Source organism: Butyrivibrio sp. MC2013 (assembly GCF_000424585.1).
Taxonomy (GTDB): domain Bacteria; phylum Bacillota; class Clostridia; order Lachnospirales; family Lachnospiraceae; genus Butyrivibrio.
Genome location: NZ_AUKE01000047.1, coordinates 1 through 2,830 on the forward strand (window position 1 = coordinate 1; position 2,830 = coordinate 2,830).

2 protein-coding genes are annotated in these 2,830 nt (G+C 40.4%); one reads left to right on the plus strand and one right to left on the minus strand.

The genetic code is table 11. The features are described from left to right. The first annotated feature begins 252 nt into the window (after positions 1-252). Positions 253-1,863 carry a GGDEF domain-containing protein gene (locus tag G636_RS0114400; protein WP_026508611.1) on the plus strand — a complete coding sequence of 537 codons (1,611 nt, stop codon included), beginning with the start codon at positions 253-255 and terminating at the stop codon, positions 1,861-1,863. Here G636_RS0114400 and G636_RS0114405 read toward each other — a convergent pair. Continuing rightward, complete coding sequence (locus G636_RS0114405; RefSeq protein ID WP_026508612.1) at positions 1,860-2,639, minus strand: transposase; 780 nt, start codon at positions 2,637-2,639, stop codon at positions 1,860-1,862. The two genes, G636_RS0114400 and G636_RS0114405, sit on opposite strands and share 4 nt — an antisense overlap. Between the last annotated feature and the right edge of the window lie 191 nt (positions 2,640-2,830).

The window sequence follows — 2,830 nt, forward strand, 5'->3', positions numbered from 1 at the left end:
TGTATTGTGTTTGGAATTATCATGGCTTAAATGATACACTATTCTTAAGTTTTTTACTATCTAAATGACATTGGGACGGGGTTAGTGGACCATTTCAGAAAATTACTATGGTTTCCGATAAACAAAATAGGTTAGTATGGAATAGGAATAGGATGGTCTGATACTTGTATCTATAGGTCTTTAGCCGCTTTGTGACATATATTAAAAATATTGAATTGATATATACGATATTTATAATAGATTGAGGAAGAAATGGATAAGCTTATCTTTAAGATAACTGCATTGTTATTTATTATTACCTGCGTTTTTGTGGTGCTCTTTGGACTTAGTGGGGTAGGCAAGGCGCCTGACAGCATGTTTTCTGCAGATACCAGGCAGAGTATCCTTCCTTTTAAGATAGAGAACAAATCGGGCAGTGCAATTACTCTTTCTTTTGACGCAGATGAGATACGAGATGCAGGGGGCTGTATTTCTTTTACCACCAGCTTTACAGATATACGGGCGTATTCTGATGATATGCTGATATATGAGAATATAGGTCCCGGATCTCTGTTCATGAGGTCCAATGGCAATGTGTGGCACTTTATACGAGTGACTGAAGAAGCATGTGATCTTACGATCACCATGGAATCCGCTTTTGAGGATCTGCAGATTACTGTGCCCGATTGCATAGGTGGTGATTATTATAATCTCAGGTCCAGACTTATTGTTGATTCCACTCCCTCCTTGATCATATCTCTATTGGATATCCTGTGCGGTCTTGGAATGATCATTTATTTTCTTGTGACCAGAAGGGCCAATATGGCAGGATCCAAGCTGATCAGCTTTGGTATAGCTGCCGTTATGATAGGCATATGGTCGGGTGGCGAGACCAATGCCATGACCATACTGATGTCCAACAGGGTACTGGCGGGTGTGATTGCATTCCTTATCCTGATATTTATTCCTGTGCCTTATGTGCTCTATAATCACTCGGCTCTGTGGAAAGAGGACAAATATTTATACAGGATCCCTATTTTCCTGAGCCTTATCAATTTCATTGCTGTAAATGGCCTGGCGCTTGCAGGAATCATGGATTACAAGCAGTCTGTGGTGATCACTCACCTGGTCTGGGGCGTTGCTATTATCTATATTGTGCTGGCAGTGGTACATTCTCTACGGTCAGATCGCAGCAGGATGGTAATCTTTAATTCGGCTGCCATGCTGATACTGATTGCAACAGCAGGCATAGAGATAGCCTACTACTGGACCGGGACCCGGACGCAGAATGATCTGATAGGAAGGATCATGATCTTGTGCTATATAGCGGTGCTGGCTTATATCAATATCCGCGAATCTTTAAAGGATATTGAAAACGGCAGGATGGCCAACTATTACAGAAAGCTGGCCAATACTGATTCCATGACAGGCCTTGCCAACAGGACAGCTTTTAATCATGATGTGGAGGAACTGGATACTGCGTCGGGATATACCATTGTATCCATGGATCTGAATAATTTAAAGCTGGTAAATGATACCAAGGGACACCAGGCAGGTGACAGGTATATCGTATCTGCATCAACTATCATACGTAATGTATTTGGAAATAATGGCGTATGTTATCGCATCGGTGGCGATGAATTCAGCGTGATCATTCGGGATCCTGCAAGTGACAGCATTGCCGCAGGTCTTATCAGTAAGCTGCAGGAAGAGATCAGAAAGCATAAAAAGAATGCTTTTTCAGAAAACCTTGCTATTGCCTGGGGCTATGAAACCCATGCTCCGGGCAGTGATCGTGACTATAGCGAGATAATGCGCCTTGCCGACGAAAAGATGTACGAAAACAAACGCTTGCAAAAAATGGTCTCTGGGGGACGGGGTTAATGGACTATTTTCGTAATTCTTTTTACTGTTGTTCCTGATATATCCATTATTCGTGCAATTTGTTTTATAGTTAAGCCTTTTCCTTTTAATGCCCTAACATAATTATTTCTTTGTACCTTTGGCAGATATGTAACATCAGATGTAGAATGCAGCCCTGTAATCGACTTGAAAATGGAAAGGGCTTTTTCGTCTGTCAGAAAATGATTGCTTTCTGGGTGATCTTCAGCGAAAAGGCTGCTTTCGGAGGAAGTAGCTTCTTTGGCAAAAAAATGAAGCAAAGAGCTTTTTGATCCGGCAATCTGATAAGCAAAAGACACGTTGACCAAGGGATTTTTGGCGCCGTAATAGGCATTTATACTACTCCAACGGTACTCGGACATATAGTTGCACATATTAGCTTTTACAGGGTTGTTGTGGATATAGATAAGAGCAGAAAGAAAAGCTTTATCGTTTTCGATAACTGAACTGTGGAAGCGTTCCTGGAAAAGATGACCACTGCGTAGATATTTATTATTGTACCAACGGACAAATCTGCTTCCGAGACTCTGAAAGAAGCTGGGAAGCTTATCGTCAGGGATGTAAACAAGTAGATGGATGTGATTATCCATCAGGCAATAGGCATATATATCAATATCATATTTCTCTTTACAATCTGATAAAACGAAAAGGAACTTTTGGTAATCGGATTCTTCTTCGAATATGATGTGCTGATTGACGGATCGAAGTATGATATGATATATGCCAGTTGAACTCAAGGTTCTCGGTTTTCTTGGCATATTTCACTCCTAATAGATTATGTAACTTGAGAGTGTCAAAGGACTTGACCATTGGATTATATATTCATCAAGAATAAATTGCAATAGCTTTTAAAAAAATGGTCCACTAACCCCGTCCCAATGTCATTTAGATAGTAAAAAACTTAAGAATAGTGTATCATTTAAGCCATGATAATTCCAAACACAATACA